The organism is Kitasatospora sp. NBC_01246, from assembly GCF_036226505.1.
Lineage (GTDB): Bacteria > Actinomycetota > Actinomycetes > Streptomycetales > Streptomycetaceae > Kitasatospora.
Map to the genome: position 1 here is coordinate 7,929,262 of NZ_CP108484.1, position 19,343 is coordinate 7,948,604.

The window sequence follows — 19,343 nt, forward strand, 5'->3', positions numbered from 1 at the left end:
GGACGTTCAGTCGGTGAGCCGGGCGGCGGCCTCCTCCTCGCTGAGGGCCTCGATCTCGGCGATCAGCAGGTCCTCGATCCGGGCGGCGAGGGCGGCGGCGGTGGAGAGTTCGAAGGCGTCGCGGATCGGGACGTCCAGGCCGACGGCGGCGCGGATCCGGGCGACCACGCGGGTGACCAGGAGGGAGTCGCCGCCGAGGGCGAAGAAGTCGTCGAGGACGCCGACCCGGGGGAGGCCCAGGACCTCCCCCCAGAGGTCGGTGACGAGCTGTTCGGCGTCGGTGCGCGGGGCCAGGTACTCGGCGGTGGCGGTCGGGTCGGGGGTGGGGAGGGCAGCGGTGTCGAGCTTGCCGTTGAGGGTCAGCGGCAGCCGGTCGAGGAGGACGACGGTGTCCGGGACGAGATAGGCGGGCAGCGACCGGGCCAGGTGCTCGCGCAGGGCGGCCGGTGCGGGTTCGGCGCCGGGGGCCGGGACGGCGTAGCCGACCAGGCGGCGGCCGGCGAGGACGACGGCGGCCGCTCCGGCCACCTCCGGGTGGCCGCTGAGGGCGGCCTCGATCTCGGCCGGTTCGATCCGGTACCCGCGCAGCTTGATCTGCTCGTCGGTGCGGCCCAGGTACTCCAACTGCCCGTCGGCGCGCCAGCGGGCCCGGTCGCCGGTGCGGTACATCCGCGCGCCGGGGCTCGTGCCGGTGAAGGGGTCGGGGCGGAAGGCGGCGTCGGTGAGGTCGGGGCGGCCCAGGTAGCCGCGGGCCAGGCCGGCGCCGCCGATGTGCAGCTCGCCCGCGGAGCCGCGCGGGAGCAGGGCGCCGTTCTCGTCGAGGACGTAGAGCCGGACGCCGGGGAGCGGGCGGCCGAGGGGCGGGCGCCGGGTGGTGTCCGGGGCGGTGAGGTCGGCGGCGGTGACGATCACGGTGGCCTCGGTCGGGCCGTAGGTGTTGACGAGCCGGACGGCGTCGCCGTGCCGCTCCCGCCAGCGGGCGACGGAGTCCGCGCGGGCCTCGGAGCCGCCGAGCACCACCAGCCGCAGGGCGGCCGGCCAGGGCGTCCGCCCGTCGAGGGAGACCAGTTCCTCCCAGTACGCCGTGGGCAGGTCGAGCACCGTGACAGACCGGCCGTGCGGGCCGCGGAGCAGCTCGGGCAGGGTGCGCCCGCCGCCCGGGAGCAGGACCACGCAGGCGCCGGCGGCGAGGGCGGGCCAGAGCTCCTCGGCGTGGGTGTCGAAGCCGATCGAGGCGAACTGGACGATCCGGTCACCGGGCGCCAGCCGGTAGCCGTCCGGGCCGGCCATCCAGTCGACCCGGGCGGCGAGGGCCGGGTGGTCGACGGCCACCGCCTTGGGGGTACCGGTGGAGCCGGAGGTGTAGAGGACGTACGCCAGCCCGGCCCGGTCCGCACCCGGGGAGGGCGCGGCGGCCGGGACGATCCGCGGGCCCGCGCCGCTCTCGGCGCCCTCGCCCTCACCGTCGCCCTCGCTGTCCTCGTCGGTGAGCAGCAGGACGGCGCCCGACTCGCGGAGCATCAGCCGCCGCCGCTCCTCGGGGTGGGCCGGGTCGATCGGCAGGTAGCCGGCCCCGGCCTTCCAGACCGCCAGCAGCGCGACCACCAGGTCGAGCGAGGGCGCCAGCCGGACCGCCACCAGCTGACCGGCGACGGGTCCGAGCCGGGCGGCCAGGTCGTCGGCCCGCCGGTCGAGTTCGGCGTAGGAGAGGGTGCGGCCGTCGCACTCCAGGGCCGGGGCGTCCGGCGCGGCGGCGACGCGTTCCGCGAAGCGGGGGAGCCACGGGCGCACCGGCCCGGTGCGGCCGGGCGCCGGTCCGGTGCCGAGCGCGAGGAGTTCGGCCTCCTCCTCCGGCCCGATCAGCCAGTCGCCGTGCAGCGGCAGCGCCGCGTCCTCGACGACGGCGGCGAGCAGGGCCCGGCAGCGGGCGCCGAGCGCGGCGACCGTCGTGTCGTCGAGGACCTCCCGGTCGAAGGCGAAGGAGAGCGTCAGACCGCCGTCCGGCGTCCGCCAGCTGTCGAGCAGCAGATCGGTCTTGGCGCGTTCGAAGCCGGAGTCCATCGAGGCGGTGCGCACCCCGGCCGGCAGGTCGGCGCCGCCGTCGCCGCCGGCCAGGTCGTACTGGCTCTGGTGGACGAACACCGCCTGGTAGAGCGGCGCGGCGCCGGCCTCGGCGGGCAGGTCCAGGTGGGTGGCGAGCCGCTCCACCGGTACCTCCTGGTGGCTCAGCGCGCCCAGGGCGGCCGTCCGCACCCGGTGCAGCACCGTCCGGAAGTCCGGCTCGCCGGTGAGGTCGGCGCGGATGATCCCGGTCCGGGCGAAGTAGCCGACCAGTGCCTCCTGGGCGGCCTCGGTCCGACCTGCCAGGGGGGTGCCCACCAGGAAGTCCCGGGTGCCGGTCCAGCGGGCCAGCACGCACTGGTAGGCGGCCAGCAGCACCATGAACGGGGTGCAGCGCTCGCGCCGGGCCAGTGCGTCCAGGGCCGCCGTGAGTCCGGGGCCGAGCTCGACCGGGGCGAAGCCGGCCGGATGCCGCGGGTGGTCCGGCCGCGGGTGGTCCAGCGGCAGCCGCAGCCGGCCGGTGCCGGCCAGCTTCTCGGCCCAGTAGCGGAACGCGGCCTCGGCGCCCCCGGCCGCCGCGCGCTCCCGCTCGGCGCGGGCGATGTCGCCGTACCGGAGGGCGAGCGGTGCCAGGCCGGCCGGCGCCTCGCCGGTCTCCTCCCGGTAGAGGGCGAGCAGTTCGCGCCAGAGGATCCGGAACGACCAGCCGTCCGAGACGATGTGGTGCACCACCACGGCCAGCGCGTGCTCGTCCGGCCCGGCGGAGACCAGGACGGCCCGCAGCGGCGGCCGCTCGGCCAGGTCGAAGGGCGCGTTGACGGCCGGCCGGCAGGCCTCGGTGAAGTCGCGCTCGCTCGCGCCGGGGGCCAGCTCGACCAGGGCGAGCGGGACCGGCGCGGGCGGCTCGACCAACTGGACGGGCGCCTCGCCGTCCAGGGCGAACCGGGTGCGCAGGGTCTCGTGGCGGGCCGTCAGCCGGTCCAGCGCGGCGCGCAGCGCGCCCTGGTCGAGCGGACCGCTCCAGCGCCGGCAGAGGTACATGGTGAAGCCCGTGTCGGCGGGGTTGAGTTGCTGGAGGAACCAGAGGCGCCGCTGCTCCTCGGTGAGCGGGTGGGCGGCCTCGGTCGGGCGGGCGGCGCCGGTCGTCTGGTCGGTGCTGGTCATCGGACGGCGGCCTCGGTTCCGGTACGGCGCGCGGGCGGGGTGTCGGCGGGCGCGGTGGTGGGGATGGCGGTGGGGGTGGGGGTGGGAGTCGGGGTGGGCTGGGCGGTCGTGGTGGCGCGGCCCGTCAGGGCGGCCAGGCCCACCAGGTCGTCGGGCTCGGCGTCGGGGACGTCGCGGTCGAAGTGGCGCAGCGCGGGAACGGCCAGGCAGGCCAGCACCAGCAGCACCATGGCCAGGCCGAACAGCAGGTAGAGCAGGCCGATGCCGCGCCCCTCGCCGGTGCCGATCAGCCGTCCGACGGTGCCGGCGAGCGCGCCGTCCTCGTCGACCCACGGCTGGACCAGGCGCGGCCCGAGCGGCGCCACCACGGCGAAGCCGACCGGCAGGGTGGACCAGGCGACCATGGTGTTCACCGCGATCACCCGGCCGTGGAACCGCAGCGGGACCTTGGTCTGCACGATCGTCGCGTAGACGCCGTTGACCAGGGCCAGTGCGTAGGCCATGCCGAAGGCGCCGAGCGCCACCGGCAGCACCGAGGGCCGCAGACCGGTCACCAGGCAGGCGCCGGCCAGCCCGAGGGTGGCGAACAGGACGCCGCGCAGCCGCAACCGCCGGGGCCCGCCCCAGACCAGCAGGGTCAGACCGCCCAGCACGGCGCCCAGGCCGGCGGCGACGGCGACCCACCCGGCCGCCGCGAGCGGGGCGAAGGAGAGCACCAGCGGGGTGGTGAGCAGGAACAGCGGGGAGAGGAAGATGTTGAGGACGGCGAAGAACAGCAGCATCGCGCGGAAGTGCCGGCTGCCCAGCGCGCGCCGGAACCCGGCCCGGATCTCGGCGGCGACGCTCTCCCGCCGCCGGGCCGCCATCACGTCCGGGAAGCGCACGGCCAGCGTGACGGCGGTGGCCACCACGTAACTCGCCACGTCGAGGGCGAGGATGCCGCCGAGGCCGAGCGCGGCGAGCAGTCCGACGGCGAACAGCGGCACCAGGAACTGGGCCAGCCCGAAGGCCATCTGGACGATGCCGTTGGCCCGGCCGAGGAACCGCTTCGGCACGAGCTGCGGGACGGCCGAGTTCCAGGCCAGCCGCTGGAAGGTGAGCGCCGTCGAGAGCACCGCGATCAGGACGTACGCGTGCCAGACCCGCAGGCCGTCGGCGAGGAACAGCAGCAGCATCACCGCCTGGGTCAGGCCGGCCGCGACGTCGCCGTACAGCATGATCCGGCGCCGGTCGCCGCGGTCCACGACGGCGCCGGCGATCGGCGCCGCCAGGATGCCGGGCACCAGCCCGCAGGCCGCCAGCAGGCCGAACTGGGCGAGGGAACCGGTGGTCAGGTAGATCCAGACCGGCAGGGCGAACTCGGTGAGCGCCGAGCCGATCATGGAGATCTGCTGCCCGGCGGCGACGCCGAGGAACCGCCGCATGGTCGGCCGTGCCGCCGCCGGGCTCTTCGCGCCGGCCGGGGTGCGCGCGCCGGGCGCGGCGGGGCGGGCGTCGGCGCTCTGCTCGGCGCCGTCCCGGGAGAGGCCGGCCAGCCACCAGGTGGCGCCGTCGGCCCGTTCGTGCCGCCGCTCCCGCCCCGCCGCGACCGAGCGGTGCACGGTGGTCAGGATCTCGGCGAGTTCGGCGGCCCGGTACTTGAGATAGAAGTGGCCGGCCTCGTCGAGCACCACCACACCGGTGGTGTCGCTGAGCCGGTGCCACTCCCGGTACCGCTCCTCGTAGAACTCGGTGGCCGGGTCCCGGTCGCCGCAGACCGCGATCACCGGTGCGGAGATCCGGCCGTCCTCGCTCTCGAAGAGCCGGGTGAAGTACCGCTCGGCCTCCTTCGTACCGGTCCGGCGGTTGCGCACCATCAGGCGCAGCTGCTCGGCGCCGACCTCGTCGGTGTCCAGACCGGCCGCCGCCAGGGCGTTGACCATGCCCTGGTCGCTGCGGAGCCGGTCGGCGATCCGCGCCCACCGCTCGCCGACGGCGGCGCCGCGCCCGCGCGGCCGGGCGAACGGGAAGATCCCGCCGAGGTGCACGGCCTCGATCTCCCGCCCGGCCGCCTCGACCAGGCGGGCGACCTCCACGGCGAGCCGGACCCCGACCCCGCAGTGGCCGTAGAGGACGATCCGCCCCTCGACGGTGTCGACGATCTCCTGGGCGCAGCGGGCGGCCACCTCGTCGATGTCCATCGCCTCCTCGCCCAGCTCGTGGCCGGGGACGGCCAGCGAGTGCAGCGCCCAGTCGGCGGGCAGCGCGTCGGCGAGCGGCTTGTAGATGAGCGCGCTGCCGCCGCCGTACGGGGTGCAGACGATGCTGGCGGTGGTCCGGCGGCCGGCCGGGGTGAGCCGGTGCAGCAGGCGGCGGGGGCCGCGGTCGGCGTCCGGGTCGCTGAGCAGGGCGGCGAGGCGCCGGACGGTGGGGTACTTGAAGAGGTCCATCACCCCGACCGGCGTGGGGAGTTCGGGGTAGGCCCGGCGCAGCCGGGCGACCACCTGGGTGGCGAGCAGCGAGTGCCCGCCGAGTTCGAAGAAGTCGTCCAGGGCGCCGACCCGGGGGACCCCCAGCAGTTCGGCCCAGAGCCCGGCGAGGAACCGCTCGGCCTCGTCCTGCGGTTCGACGAACTCGCCGGTGGCGGCGGGCTCCTCGGGCTCGGGCAGCGAGCGGCGGTCGACCTTGCCGTGGGCCAGCAGGGGGAGCCGGTCGAGGACGACGAAGCGGGCCGGCACCATGTAGTCGGGCAGCACCTCGGCGAGGGCCTCGCGCAGCTCGGCGGGCGCAGGCGCCGGGCCCCCGCCCGGGTGTTCGAGGTAGCCGACCAGCGCCTGCCGCAGTCCCTCGCCGCGCGCCAGCACCACGGCCTGGGTGATGCCGGGCAGGGCGGTGAGGGCGGCCTCGATCTCGCCCGGCTCCACCCGGTAGCCGCGCACCTTGATCTGGTCGTCGCCGCGTCCCAGGTAGTCGAGGGCGCCGTCGGGCCGCCAGCGCGCGAGGTCGCCGGTGCGGTAGAGCCGGTCACCGAGCGCGCCGAACGGGTCCTCGACGAAGCGCTCGGCGGTCAGGTCGGGGCGGCCCAGGTAGCCGCGGGCGAGCCGGTCGCCGCCCAGGTACAGCTCGCCGGTGACGCCCGGCGGCACGGGCTGCAGCGCCTCGTCGAGCACGTGGCAGCGGGCCCCGGCGAGCGGGGTGCCGATGGGGGTGCTCCCCGGACCGGCCGCGCCGGCGGTGACCTCGTGGACGGTGACGCCCACGGTCGCCTCGGTGGGGCCGTAGTGGTTGAACACCGCGCAGCGGTCCAGGGCGGCCAGGTCGGCGGCCCACGGCCAGGCCGAGGCCTCGCCGCCGAGCACCAGCGCCCGGCGGGGCAGCAGCCGCTCCAGCGGGGCGTCGGAGCCGAGCGCGGCCAGGTGCGAGGGGGTCATCTTGAGGTAGTCGAGCTCCAGGGCCTCGATCTGCTCGGCGAGTTCGGCGCCGGCGATCCGGCGGGGGAGCAGGTGGACCCGGCCGCCGCTGCTCAGCGCCAGGTAGAGCATCGTGATGCTGAAGTCGAAGGACAGCGACTGCAGCAGCCCGTAGCTCGCGCCGGGCTCGATCCGCAGCCGCTCGCGCACCCCGGCCAGGTAGTTGAGGATCTGCCGGTGCTGGACGGCGACGCCCTTGGGGGCGCCGGTCGAGCCCGAGGTGTAGATCACGTAGGCCAGGTGGTCCGGGCCGGCGGCCTCGTCCAGCGGTTCCGGATCGGGCGCGAGGGGCTCCGGGCCGGGCGGGTCCGCGTCGAGCAGCAGCTCGGCGCCGGTGTAGCCGGGGAAGCGCCCCCGCAGCGCGGTGTCGGTGACCAGCACCCGTACCTCGGCGTCGGCCACCAGGTGGGCGAGCCGGGCGGGCGGCTGCTCCGGGTCCAGCGGCAGGTAGGCACCGCCGGACTTGAGCACGCCGACCAGGGCCGCCGCCAGTTCGGGGGACTGCTCCAGGCAGACCGCGACCCGGTCGTCGGGCCGCACACCGAGCGCCCGCAGCCGCCGGGCGAGGCCGGTGGCCCGCTGCTCCAGCTCGCGGTAGTCGAGCGTGCGGTCCCCGAGGACCACGGCCGGGCGCTCCGGGTGGTCCCGGGCGGTGGCTGCGAGCAGCGCCGTCAGGGTGTCCGGCGCACCGGCGGTGGGGGGCAGCGGCGGGCCGGCGGCCCAGGTCTCCAGCACGTCCCGCCGTTCGCCGGGGGTGAGCAGCGGCAGCCGGGAGACCGGGCGGGCCGGGTCGGCCACTGCGGCGGCGAGGAGCAGTTCGAACCGCTCGACCAGGCGTCGGACGGTCGCGGCGTCGAAGAGGTCGGTGCGGTAGGTGAGCAGCCCGTACAGGCCGCCGTCGGACTTCTCCCGCAGGTAGAGCGCCAGGTCGGTGCGGGTGGTGGTGGCCTCGTGGCCGAAGCCCTCCCGGGCCGGAGCGCCACCGGGGCGGGCGTTGGTGCCGGTGCTGGTGCGGGTGCTGCTCGCGGTGCGGTCGCCGTAGTTCTGGAAGGCGAAGCTCACCTGGAAGACGGCCGACCGGCTGACGTCGCGCTCGATCTCCAGGTCGGCCACCATCTGCTCGAAGGGCACCTCCTGGTGGGTGTACGCGTCGAGGGTGGTCTCGCGGACCCGGCCGAGCAGCTCGGTGAAGGTCGGGTCGCCCTCCAGCCGGGCCCGGATCGGCAGGATGTTGACGAACAGCCCGACGACGTCCTCCAGTTCGCGGTGGAGGCGGCCCGCGACGGCCGAGCCGACGGCGAAGTCCCGCAAGCCGGTGTGCCGGCCCAGCAGGGTCTGCAGCGCGGCCATCAGCACCATGTACGCGGACGCGTTGGCGGAGCGGGCCAGGGCGTTGACGCCGCTGCCGAGGTCCGCACCCCAGTGGAACTCCAGGGCGGCGCCGTCGAAGGTCAGCACCGGGGGCCGCGGTCGGTCGGTGGGCAGGTCGAGGACGGGGACGTCGCGCAGCTCGGTCCGCCAGTAGGCGCGGGAGGCGGCCAGCGCGCCGCCGGTCAGCCGCTCGCGCTGCCAGTGCGCGTAGTCGCCGAACCGGACGGCCGGGGCCGCCAGGCTGTCCGGGGTGCCGTCGGCGTGCCGGGCGTAGAGCGCGTCCAGCTCGCGGTGGAGGATGTCCAGCGACCAGCCGTCGCTGACGATGTGGTGCATCACCAGCGCGAGCACGTGCTCGTCGGGTGCGATGCGGACCAGCAGGGCGCGCAGCAGCGGTCCGGCGGCCAGGTCGAAGGGCTCGGCCGCCAGGGCGCCGAGTTCGGCGGTGGCCCGCCCGGCCGGGTCCGGGTCGGCGGTGGCGTCGACGAACCGGGCCGCGCACGGGGCGGGTTCGGCGACGCGGACCTCGGCGGTGCCCTCGGGGGTGCCGGGGAAGGTCATCCGCAGCGCCTCGTGCCGCGCGACCAGGTCGGTCAGGGCGGCGTCCAGCGCGTCGCGGTCGAGCGGCCCGCGCAGCCGGCGGGCCGGGGCCAGCGTGTAGGCCGTGGAGCCGGGGGCGAACTGGTCCATGAACCAGAGCCGTTCCTGCCCGCTGGAGAGCGGCGGTGCGGTGCCGGGCGGTCTGGCCGGCACGGTTCTGGCGGGGGCGGAGGCGGTCCGCAGCCGCTGGGCGAGCAGGGCGCGCTTGGTCGCGGACAGCCCGGCCGTGGGGTCCTGGATGTCGGTCATCGGTGATCCATTTCGGCGCACGTCGGAGGTGGCGGTGCCCTCGGGGCGGGAGCGGCCGCGGGGTGAGCGGGCGGGCGCGGTGCAGCGCGCCCGCCCGGGAGGTCAACGCAGGTCGCGGACGGCCGCGGCGATGCCGAGCGGCGTCGGGGTGGCGAAGAAGACGTCGAAGTCGAGCTCGACGCCGAGCAGGTCGCGGATCCTGGCGGTGATCTGGATGATCGTCAGGGAGTGCCCGCCGAGGTCGAACAGGTCGTCCTCGGGGCCCAGGTCGGGCAGTCCGAGCACCTCGGCCCAGATCCCGAGCACGGCGTCGAGCACCTCGTCGTGCTCCTGCTGCCCGGCTGCTCCGGCCGCCCCGGTCGAGCCCCGGCTCGCGGCGTCGGTCGGGCGTGGGGGGACGGGCAGCGCACGGCGGTCCAGTTTGCCGTTCGGCGTCAGGGGCAGCCGGTCGAGCACCGCCAAGCGCTGCGGTACGGCGGCGGCCGGCAGCGTCAGCTGGAGGAACGCGCGCAGCTCGGCGGCGTCCGGCACGGCTGCCCCGGGCGCCGGGACGAGGTAACCGGCGACGAACGGCTCCGCGTCGCCGGCCGCTTCGTCCCGCCGGACGGCGGCGGCCGCCTCGGCGATCGCGGGGTGGGCCAGCAGCGCCGACTCGATCTCGCCGAGCTCGATCCGGTGGCCGCGGATCTTGACCTGGTCGTCGAGCCTGCCGAGGAACTCCAGTTCGCCGTCGGCGGTCCAGGCCACGAGGTCGCCGGTGCGGTAGAGCCGCTCGCCGGGCGCGCCGAACGGGTCCTCGACGAAGCGTTCGGCGGTCAGCCCGGGCCGGTCCAGGTAGCCCTCGGCGACCCCGTCGCCGCCGAGGTACAGCTCGCCCGGCACACCGATCGGGAGCGGCCGGCGCCGCCCGTCCAGCACGTACGCGCGGGTGTTGGCGATCGGTCGGCCGATCCGGACGGCCTCCGGTGCGGCCGGGACCTCGGCGCAGGTGGACCAGACGGTGGTCTCGGTCGGTCCGTAGACGTTGAGGAGCCGGTCGGTGCCCGCCCGCAGCTCGCGGGCCAGCGGCAGCGGCAGGGCCTCCCCGCCGACCAGGGCGGTCAGGCCGGGCGGCAGCGGTCCGGCGCCCAGCAGGACCCGCCAGCCCGAGGGGGTGGCCTGGGCGTGGGTGACGCCCTCGCGCTCCACCAGCGACCGCAGGCCCGGGCCGTCGACGGCGAGGCCGTCCGGCGCGAGCACCAGCCGCCCGCCGGTGACCAGCGGCAGCAGCAGTTCGAGCGCGGAGATGTCGAAGGAGAGCGAGGTGAGGCCGAGCCAGACGTCCCGGGGGCCCGAGCCGAGCCGGTCGGCGAAGCCGGAGAGCAGGTTGACCAGCGCGCGGTGGCCGATCTCGACGCCCTTGGGGCGGCCGGTCGAGCCGGAGGTGTAGAGCACGTAGGCGAGCCGGCCGGGCGCGGTCCGGGTGGCGGCCGGGTCGTCTGCCGGCGCGTCGTCCGCCGTGTCGCCCGCCGCGTGGGTGAGCCGCAGCAGCGTCGGGGCCGCGGCGGCCACCTCGGGGGCCGGCTCGCGGTCGGCCAGCAGCAGCGTGGCGCCGGAGTCCGCCAGGACGAGGGCGAGCCGTTCGGCCGGGTAACCGGGGTCGAGCGGCAGGTAGGCGGCGCCGACGGTGTGCACGGCGAGCAGCGCGGCCGGCAGGTCGGCGGTGCGGCCGAGGTGCAGAGCGACCAGGTCGTCCCGGCCGACGCCGGCCGTGGTCAGCGCGTTCGCCAGCCGGTCGGTGCGCCGCAGCAGCTCCCGGTACGTCAGGCGCTCGGCGCCGGCCACCACCGCGAGGGCCTCGGGCGTGGCGCCGGCGTGCTCGCGGACCAGGTCGAGCACCGTCCGGTCGGCGGGGTAGGCGTGCTCGGTGGCGTTCCAGGTGCTCGTGACGAGCCGTTGCTCGGTCTCGTCGAGCAGCGGCAGGTCCGCCAGGGCCGCTCCCGGGTCGGCCGTGGCGGCGGCGAGCAGGGCGGCGAGGTGTCCGGCGATGCGCCGGGCGGCGGCGGGGGAGAGGACGGCCGGGTCGTACTGGAGGGAGAAGCCGACGGCCCCGGCGTCCTCGACCGCCTGGAGGTGCAGCGTGTTGCGGGAGGCGTGCGGGAACACCGTCCAGTCGACCCGGGTGGTGCTGCCCGGGAACACCGGGTCGGCGGTGGTGCGGCGGCGGTAGCCGAACGAGGCGGGCGCCAGACCGGTCCGCGGCGTGAGCCCGGGCACGGCCGCGCCGAACGGGACGGCGCGGTGGGCCGAGACCAGGCGGACCTCGGCCCGGACGGCCCGGGCGTACTCCGCGAACGTCACCTCCTCCCCGGCGCCGGCCGGGGCGTGCACCGGCAGCTCGTTGACGAAGAGGCCGATGTCGTCGCGCCGTTCCGGACGGCGGGTGGCGAAGGGGACGGCGACCGGGACGGCCTCGCCGCCGTAGCGCCGCAGCAGGCCGTGCAGGCCGGCGAGCAGGAACTCGAAGACGGTGACCCCGCAGTCGCGCGCGGCGTCGACCAGGGCGGTCCGGCCGGCGCCGTCGAGCCGCCAGGTGACGGCCTCGCCCCGGCCGGCGTCGGTGGTGGCCCGGGGGCCGTGGGGCAGCACCGGGTCGGTGGCGGCGGCCCACCGGGGGCCGTGGAAGGCGGCCGCCCGGCGGACGGCCTCGGGCTCGGGTTCGATCCCGAGGGCGTCGCGCCGGTTGTCGGGGGCGGCGGGGTCGAGGGACGTGGGGTCGGAGGTCGCGGGGTCGGAGGTCGCGGGGTCGGCGGCGGGGGAGTCGGCGGCGGCCGGTCCGCCGGCTCGCGCGGCGGCGTAGGCGGTGGCGAGGTCGGCGGCCAGGACGTCCTTGGAGTGCCCGTCGAACACCGCGTGGTGGGCCACCACCAGCAGGTCGGCCGCCCCACCGGCCCGCCGGAGCAGGGTGAACCGGGCGAGCGGTCCGGCGGCGAGGTCGAACGGGAGGGCCAGTTCCTCGGCCAGTCGCTTGGCCAGGCCTTCGCCGCTGTCGGCCGTCGCGTCGACGACGGTGAGCGCGGGCGGCCGCCCCGCCGGGACCTCGCGGACCAGGCCGTCCGCCTCGACCAGCGCCGCCGCGAGCGCGGGGTGGCGGGTGACGGTGGCGGCGACGGCCCGTGCCAGGGCGTCGGCGTCGATCCGGTCGAAACGGAACCGCAGGGCGAGGTGGAAGGCCTCGGGGACGGCGGTCCGCCTGGTCGTCAGCCAGATCCCGTGCTGGGCGGGGGAGGCGGGGCGCCCGGCCCGGGCCGGAGTGTTCGCCGCTCTCGCGGGCTCCTCCTCCGCTGCGGCGGACGGGCCCGGTGTGAGGGAGGAGACTGGTGCCGCGGGCGAGCCTGGAGTGGCGGCGGAGTCGACGGGGGAGGCGGACATGGCGGGCTCGATTCGGGAGTCGGAGGCGGGGCTGCGGTGACCCGTCCGACCGGGTTCCGCCGCGACGGTGCGGCCCGGTGGAGGGCGCGGCCGTCGGATGCGGTCCGGGCCGCCCCGCGGACCGGTCGACAGGCCGCTGGAGCAAGGCCGACCCGACTCCCAGGTTCCCCCCTGATGCGTCAAGCGGTCCGATCTTCTCCCCCGTGGAAAGATCATTGGCCTGGACCTGTCGTGAGATTTCCACAGACCACATGCCTCGTCAAGGGTTGTTCACGACCCGGGCGGGGCGGTCCGACGGTTCGTCAACTATCTCCCACCACAAGCCGTCCCGGTGGCGGTCCTGAGGGCCGCCCCGACGGCGGGTTCGGACCGGGGGCGACGGCGGTCGGGGGCGGCTGCGCGGGCGGCGGCGGGAGGGATGGCAGGTGCAGTCAAGTTGTCTGTACAGCTCGGGGTTCTCTGTCCGTCATCGAAACGCCATCGAACCGGTCCACTTCCGTTGATCTCGGACGCCTATACATAACGGGTCTGGGTCGAAACGGAGGCCCAGCATCCGTGATCAAGGAGCCGTCCCCCGATGATTCCGATGCCCGAACTGTCGCGCCGCACCCTGCTCGGCGGCGCGGCGGCGGCCGCCGTGCTGTCCGCCCTCCCGCTCAGCGTGCGTGAGGCGCTCGCCGCGCCGGCCCGCCCCGGCAAGCTGGCGGACATCCAGCACGTCGTGGTGTTCATGCAGGAGAACCGCGCGTTCGACCACTACTTCGGTACGCTCCCCGGCGTGCGCGGCTTCGGCGACCGGACGGCGGTGCGCGGGGTCAACGGGCGCTCGGTGTTCCACCAGCCCGACCCGGGGCGCAAGGAGGGCCACCTGCTGCCGTTCCCGATGAACGCGGCCCACACCAACGCCTACCAGCAGGGCGCCCCGGCGTTCGGCTTCGTCGACTCGATGAACGCCTGGAACGACGGTCGCGCCGACGGTTCGGTCACCCGCCGCTCCGGCGGCTGGCTCGGCCAGGGCTACTACGAGCCCGCCGACATGCCCTTCTACAACGCGCTCGCCTCGGTCTTCACGACCTGTGACGCCTACTACGCGTCGGTGCAGTGCAACACCAACACCAATCGCGAGCACCTGATGACCGGGACCAGCGGCGGCACGGTGCGGGACACCCCGGTGACCGACAACACCGAGATCCCCGGCGGCTACGAGTGGACCACCTACGCCGAGCGGCTGCAGAAGGCCGGGATCAGCTGGAAGACCTACCAGGCGCTGGACAACTTCGACGACAACGCGCTCGCCTGGTTCACCCCCTTCGTCAAGGCCAAGCCGGGCGAGCCGCTCTACGAGCGCGGCCTGCGCGCGGTCGGTGACCCGGCGAAGAAGGACGACCCCTTCGCGATGGGCGACGCCCTCGTCGAGGCGTTCACCGCCGACGTCCAGGCCGACCGGCTGCCGCAGGTCTCCTGGCTGGTCGCGCCCGCCGCGCTCTCCGAGCACGCCAACTACGCCCCGCCGAACGGCGAGCACCTGACGGCCCGGCTGCTCGCCGCGCTCGCCGCTAAGCCGGAGGTGTGGGAGAAGACCGTCTTCATCCTCAACTACGACGAGCACGGCGGCTTCTTCGACCACCAGCTGCCGCCCGTCCCGCCGCTGGCCGCCGGGCGCGGCAAGTCGACCGTCCCGGTCGACGGCGAGGTCGTGGTCCGGGTCTCCAAGGGCGGCTCGACCTACCACCGGGTGGTCGGTCAGGACGGCAAGTACCGGGTGAAGGCCGCCGACGGCTCGCTCTCCTGGTCCGACACCCTGCCCGCGGGCGAGACCCTGGTCTCCGGCCCGTACCCGATGGGCCTGGGCGTGCGCGTCCCGATGATCGTCGTCTCGCCGTGGACGCGCGGCGGCGTGGTCGACTCCACGGTCTACGACCACACCTCGGTGCTGCGCCTGCTGGAGCAGCGCTTCGGCATCGAGGAGCCCAACATCAGCCCGTGGCGCAGAGCCGTGACCGGCGACCTCACCAACGTCTTCGACTTCTCCGGGCGCAACCCGGTCTGGCCGCAGCTGCCCGACACCAGCGGCAACCGGCAGAAGGTCGTCGACACCGGCAAGCTGCCCGCGCCCACGGTGCCCGATCCGCAGGCCTTCCCGCAGCAGCAGCGCGGCACCCGCACCGCCCGGATCAGCCCGTACGACCTGCTGGTCAAGCCGAAGCTCAAGGGCGACGAGCTGACCGTCGACTTCATCAACCAGGGCCGCCAGGCCGCCGTCTTCGCCGTCTACCCGGCGCCCGGCACCGCGCCGCGCCACTACACCGTGGGCGCCAAGAGCCGCCTCTCCGACGTCTGGACGGTCGGCCCCGAGGGCTACGACCTGCGGGTGCACGGCCCGAACGGCGCGCTTTGGCACCTGCGCGGGGACGCCGCCTCGGCGTACGAGATCTCGCTCTCCGAAGAGCAGAACGGCAAGGTGCTGGAGGTCGACGTGATCAACCGCACCCGCACCGCCCAGACCTTCCTGGTCGGCGACCTCGCCTACGGCGACGGGCTGCGCGAGGTGCGGGTCGCGGCGGGCGACGACCGGACCGTCAACGTCAAGGTCGGCCCGGAGGGATGGTACGACGTCGCGGTGGGCGTCCGCGGCGAGCTCGGCTTCCGCCGCCGGATCGCCGGGCGCTTCCCGTGGGACGGCGACCACCTGGTGACCGACCCGGCGATGGGCCTCGCCGACCCGCTGGCCCTGGACGTCACGCTCAAGGCCGCGTCCACCACGATCGACGAGGCGATCCTGCTGCCCGGCCGTCCGGCCCGGGTCGCCGCCCGGTTCACCGCGACCGCCGCGCTGACCGCGATCGAGGTCCAGCCGATCGTGCCGGCCGGCTGGGCGGTCACCGCCGTCACCCCGCCGCCCGCCTCGCTCGCCGCCGGTGCCGCCGCGACCGCCGAGTGGGACGTCACCCCGCCCGCCGTGCTGCCGGACGGCGCCACCCACCGGATCCTGGTCACCGCCCGCGCGGCGGCCGGCAGCCGCTTCGCGATCGCCGACGGCGAGATCGCGGCGCGCACCGCCCCCGTGATGGCCGGTCACCTGCTCGGCGAGGACTTCGAGTCGCTGGCCGGCTCCCTCCAGCCGCTGGCCGGCGTGCTCGGCTGGACGCCGCAGGCGCCGCAGGGCTGGTCGGTGGTGAACGCGCCGGCCATGCCGCAGGGCACCACCCGACTCCAGGGCTGGACGTTCCACACCAAGCGCGCCTGGTCCACCCCGGCCGGGCAGGACCGCGGCAACTTCAGCCGCGGCCTGGGCATCCTCGCGGTCGCCGACCCGGACGACTGGGACGACACCGGTTCGCCGTCCCGCAAGGGGGTCTTCGACTCCACCCTGGTCTCGCCCGCCGTCCAGCTGCCGGCCGGCGCGAGCACCCTCCACCTCGCCTTCGACTCGCACTACCGGCAGGAGGCCCCGCAGAAGGCGGCCGTCACCGCCGTCTTCGACAACGGCACCGAGACCCGGCTGGTCTACTACAGCAGCGACCCGACCGGTAACGACAACGCCGGCAAGGACGTCCAGAACGCCTTCGTCACCAAGCAGTTCGCCGTTCCGGCGGGTGCCCGCTCGGTGACCCTGAAGTTCCGGATGTACGACGCCGGCAACAACTGGTTCTGGGCCGTCGACCACGTCCGCCTCGACACCAGGCCGATCACGGGCTGACCCGGTAGATCCTGCCCGCGGCCCGCGTACCCCGAGGGGGTGCGCGGGCCGTTCGGTCGGGCCGGGGGCTTGTCGTCGGGCATGGGGTCGGGTCGGCGGGTCGGCGGGTCGGTGCGGCGGGTCGGGTCGCCGAGTCGGGGTGGCGGATTTCGGCCGGGCGCGCGCGTCCGGCCGGGTGTTGTCGGACCTCTCTGGTGTCGTAGGAGGGCGAACGCCGCCGCCCGGTCACCACGACCCCACGGAGGACACCATGACGACCACGTCGGACGATTCGACCCCCTCGCTGCCCGGGCGCCCGCCCGTGGTCGACCTGGCGACCTGGCAGGCCGCCCGGGACGAGCTGCTGGCCCGGGAGAAGGCCCACACCCGCGAGGCCGACGCCATCGCCGCGGCCCGGCGACGGCTGCCGATGGAGGAGCTCGACGGGACGGTCGAGGTCGTCGGCCCCGACGGCCCCGTCCCGTTCCTGGACCTGTTGCAGGGCCGCGACGAACTCGTGGCCTACCAGCACATGTGGACCCGCCCGGGGGCGACCCCGGAGGAAACCCTCGGCCGACACGGCCACCACTGAGGGCGGTGGGACTTCCGGCCCGGAGGCGCCGCGAGCCGCCCAGCCTTCCTCCCGGACCAACGGGCCGTCCACGAACCTCGCTCACCGACCTCGCTCACCCACCTCGCCCACCGACCTCGCCCACCGACTCAGGGAGATCCGCGCCATGAACTCTCGTCTGCTCCGGCTGACCGGCGCCGCCACCGCCGTCTACGGCCTCGCCGTGACCCGCCGGCCCGCCCTGCTGGCCGCCCCCTCCGGACTGACCGCCGCCGACGGCTCGCTGCCGCGCTCCACCGCGGCCTGTCTGCGCCCGCTCGCCTTCCGGGACGCCGCCTGCGGCCTGGCGATGGCCTTCGCACCCGACGACTCCGCGCTGCGCGCGGCCACCCTGGTGCGCATCGCCTCCGACCTGGGCGATGCCGCCCTGCTGGCCACCGCGCTGCCGGAGCGTCGGCACCGGGTGATGGCGGTGGCCGTCTCCGTCGGCTGGGGTGCGCTCTCGGTGGCCGGGCTGCTCGGGGGGAGTCGGAAGCGGTCGTGGGGCCGCCATACCTCTTGATGGTCAAGTCTCTCAATCATCGAGAGATATGATGCGGAGGTCCGTCACCTGCCCCCGCCCGAAGGGCGCTCCGCGATGCGCACCGGTCCAGCCGCTCCCCGCCCCGCCTCCCGGCGTCGAACCAGACTGCTGGTTCCGCTCGTCCTGCTGGCCGTCTGGCTCGGCCTGGGCGGCGCCTTCGGCTCCTACGCCGGGAAGCTCTCCGAGGTGGCCACCAACGACCGGGCCGCCTTCCTGCCCCGCAGCGCCGAGTCCACCGAGGTGGCCCGGCTCGGGGAGGACTTCCGGACGGCGGCCACGCTCCCGGTGATCGTCGTCTGGGAGAGTCGCACCGGAGCGGTCGGCGAGGCCCAGCGCGCCGCCGCCGGCCGGGCGCTGCAGGAGGCCTCGGCCGTCCCCGGTGCCACCGGCCGGGTGTCGCCCGCCGTGCCGTCCGAGGACGGCCGGGCGCTCCAGGGCGTCGTCCAGCTCCGCTCCGACCTCGGCCGGCAGACCGGGGACAGCGTCCGCGCCGTCCGCGAACTCGCCGACCAGGTCCCGGACACCACCGTCGGCCTGGCCGGTCCGGCGGCGGTCGCGGCCGACCTCGGCGGTGCCTTCGCCGGCATCGACGGACTGCTGCTCGGCGTGGCCCTCGGCGTGGTGCTGCTGATCCTCCTCGCCGTCTACCGCAGCCTGCTGCTGCCGCTGCTGGTGATCCTCGGCGCGGTGTTCGCCCTCGGAGTCTCCTGCGCGCTGGTCTACCTGCTCGCCGACCACGGCCTGGTCCGGGTGGACGGCCAGGTGCAGGGTCTGCTGTCGATCCTGGTGATCGGCGCGGCCACCGACTACGGACTGCTGCTCTCCGCCCGCTTCCGCGAGGAACTGCACCTCCACGGTGACCGGTTCGCGGCGATGCGCACCGCCTGGCGGCAGTCCGTCGAGCCGATCGCGGCCTCCGGGACGACGGTCGCCCTCGGCCTGCTCGTCCTGCTGCTCTCCGACCTCACCAACAACCGGGCGCTCGGCCCGGTCGGCGCGATCGGCATCGGCTGCGCGGTGCTCTCCGCGCTGACCTTCCTGCCGGCCGCGCTCGTCCTGCTCGGCCGCGCCGCCTACTGGCCGGCCCGGCCGGCCGCCGACGGGCGCGCCCCGGTGAACGCCGTCTGGCAGCGGGTGGCCGCCCTGGTCGGGAGCCGGCCGCGGGTCACCTGGGCCGCCGGCCTGGCCGTGCTCGCCGCGCTGGCCGCCTTCGCGCCGACCCTGGACTCGGGCGGCGTGCCGCAGAGCGAACTCTTCATCAAGGCCCAGCCCTCGGCGGCCGGGCAGGCGCTGCTCTCGAAGCACTTCCCCGGCGGCGCCGGCAACCCGGCCGTGGTGATCGCCGCCGCCGGGCGGGCCGAGGCGGTCGCCGCCGCGGCAGCCGTCCCCGGGGTGGCCGGCGTCCGTCCGTACACCGGCGGTGCGCCCGGCGGTGCCCCGGCGGAGGTGGACGGGCGGGTCCGGCTGGACGTCACGCTCGCCGACCCGGCCGACAGCGACGCGGCCATCGCCACCGTCCGGAGCCTGCGGCAGGCCGTGCACGCGGTGCCGGGCGGGGACGCGCTGGTCGGCGGCTACACCGCGCAGCAGTACGACACCCGGATCACGGCGGAGCGCGACCGGGCGCTGATCATGCCGGTCGTGCTGCTCTGCATCCTCGCCGTGCTCGTGGTGCTGCTGCGCTCGCTGCTCGCTCCGCTGCTGCTCGCCGGTACCGTCGCGCTGTCCTACCTGGCCACGCTCGGCGTCAGCGCGGTGGTCTTCGACCACGTCTTCGGCTTCTCCGCCATCGACCCCTCCGTGCCGCTGTACGGGTACGTGTTCCTGGTCGCGCTGGGGGTGGACTACAACATCTTCCTGATGACCAGGGTCCGTGAGGAGACGATGCGGGTCGGGACCCGGGAGGGGGTGCTGCGCGGGCTGACGGCCACCGGCGGGGTGATCACCTCGGCGGGGGTGGTGCTGGCCGCGACCTTCGCCGCGCTGGGTGTGATCCCGCTGGCCTTCATGGCCCAGATCGCGTTCATCGTCGCCTTCGGCGTGCTGCTGGACACCCTGCTGGTGCGCTCGCTGCTGGTGCCCGCGCTGGTCCGGGACCTGGGCGAGCGGGTCTGGTGGCCGGCCCGGCCGGGTCGTACGGCGGTCGGTACGGCGGCGCCCGAGCCGGTCGGCGAGCCCGCCCGAGGGTGCCCGGCCGGTTAGGCT

6 protein-coding genes and 1 pseudogene are annotated in these 19,343 nt (G+C 75.8%); 4 read left to right on the plus strand and 3 right to left on the minus strand.

Annotated elements, in window-relative coordinates:
• Positions 1-6 precede the first annotated feature (6 nt).
• From OG618_RS33385 to OG618_RS33395, 3 genes are all read right to left on the minus strand, one after another.
• Positions 7-3,225 carry an amino acid adenylation domain-containing protein gene (locus tag OG618_RS33385; RefSeq protein ID WP_329491350.1) on the minus strand — a complete coding sequence of 1,073 codons (3,219 nt, stop codon included), beginning with the start codon at positions 3,223-3,225 and terminating at the stop codon, positions 7-9.
• On the minus strand, positions 3,222-8,894 hold the full coding sequence (locus tag OG618_RS33390; protein WP_329491351.1) for a non-ribosomal peptide synthetase/MFS transporter: 5,673 nt from the start codon (positions 8,892-8,894) through the stop codon (positions 3,222-3,224). Before OG618_RS33390 ends, OG618_RS33385 begins: the two co-directional genes overlap by 4 nt.
• A 102-nt stretch (positions 8,895-8,996) precedes the next feature.
• Positions 8,997-12,305, minus strand: coding sequence for a non-ribosomal peptide synthetase (locus OG618_RS33395; protein WP_329491352.1), 3,309 nt, complete (start codon positions 12,303-12,305; stop codon positions 8,997-8,999).
• Positions 12,306-12,882: 577 nt separating this feature from the next.
• Here OG618_RS33395 and OG618_RS33400 point away from each other — a divergent pair.
• The 4 genes and pseudogenes from OG618_RS33400 to OG618_RS33415 all read left to right on the plus strand — a co-directional run bounded on the left by OG618_RS33400 (position 12,883) and on the right by OG618_RS33415 (position 19,340).
• Positions 12,883-16,005, plus strand: coding sequence for a phosphocholine-specific phospholipase C (locus tag OG618_RS33400; protein WP_329491353.1), 3,123 nt, complete (start codon positions 12,883-12,885; stop codon positions 16,003-16,005).
• 250 nt (positions 16,006-16,255) lie between these two features.
• Positions 16,256-16,522 (plus strand): annotated as a pseudogene (locus tag OG618_RS33405) (DUF899 family protein); the annotation flags it as partial.
• Between the two features lie 199 nt (positions 16,523-16,721).
• On the plus strand, positions 16,722-17,117 hold the full coding sequence (locus OG618_RS33410) for a hypothetical protein (protein ID WP_329491354.1): 396 nt from the start codon (positions 16,722-16,724) through the stop codon (positions 17,115-17,117).
• Positions 17,118-17,192: 75 nt separating this feature from the next.
• Complete coding sequence (locus tag OG618_RS33415; RefSeq protein WP_329491355.1) at positions 17,193-19,340, plus strand: MMPL family transporter; 2,148 nt, start codon at positions 17,193-17,195, stop codon at positions 19,338-19,340.
• Positions 19,341-19,343: the final 3 nt, after the last annotated feature.

Coding starts and splice junctions, on each gene's coding strand:
- OG618_RS33385 (WP_329491350.1), bottom strand. CDS start 3,225: ATGACCAGCACCGACCAGACGACCGGCGCCGCCCGCCCGACCGAGGCC.
- OG618_RS33390 (WP_329491351.1), bottom strand. CDS start 8,894: ATGACCGACATCCAGGACCCCACGGCCGGGCTGTCCGCGACCAAGCGC.
- OG618_RS33395 (WP_329491352.1), bottom strand. CDS start 12,305: ATGTCCGCCTCCCCCGTCGACTCCGCCGCCACTCCAGGCTCGCCCGCG.
- OG618_RS33400 (WP_329491353.1), top strand. CDS start 12,883: ATGATTCCGATGCCCGAACTGTCGCGCCGCACCCTGCTCGGCGGCGCG.
- OG618_RS33410 (WP_329491354.1), top strand. CDS start 16,722: ATGAACTCTCGTCTGCTCCGGCTGACCGGCGCCGCCACCGCCGTCTAC.
- OG618_RS33415 (WP_329491355.1), top strand. CDS start 17,193: ATGCGCACCGGTCCAGCCGCTCCCCGCCCCGCCTCCCGGCGTCGAACC.